Source organism: Chryseobacterium sp. SIMBA_028 (assembly GCF_046535285.1).
Taxonomy (GTDB): domain Bacteria; phylum Bacteroidota; class Bacteroidia; order Flavobacteriales; family Weeksellaceae; genus Chryseobacterium.
In genome coordinates this window covers 1-330 of the sequence record NZ_JAWRWZ010000117.1, presented here as the reverse complement: position 1 = coordinate 330, position 330 = coordinate 1, and the positions used below count along the sequence as shown (strand labels likewise).

At 25.5% G+C, this 330-nt stretch carries 1 pseudogene; it reads left to right on the top strand.

Annotated features, from left to right (window positions below):
- Positions 1–257: pseudogene (locus SCA31_RS22795) on the top strand (ribonuclease inhibitor); the annotation flags it as partial.
- Between the last annotated feature and the right edge of the window lie 73 nt (positions 258–330).

Genomic DNA, 330 nt, shown 5'->3' with positions numbered 1-330 from the left:
ACGGAGGTTTTGGAGTTTTTGAAAATTATGATGAAGTCGAAATCATTTGGGAAGAGTCTCAGAAATCAAAAGAAGATTTAGGATTTGAACTGACGAAAGAATTTTACGAAAATAAAATCAAACAGGGAAAACCTTTTAATGTAGAATTAATTCAAGATAAATTAAATGAATTGATTGATGGAAAAGGGCAAACTTTATTTGAGATTTTAATTGAAATTATAGAAGAGCATAAAAATATTACGTTAATTTTGGATTGATGATTAATTATAAATGATCAGTGATAAATTATAAATGATACTAAAAGTAAAATGAAGAAAATGATATACGGAC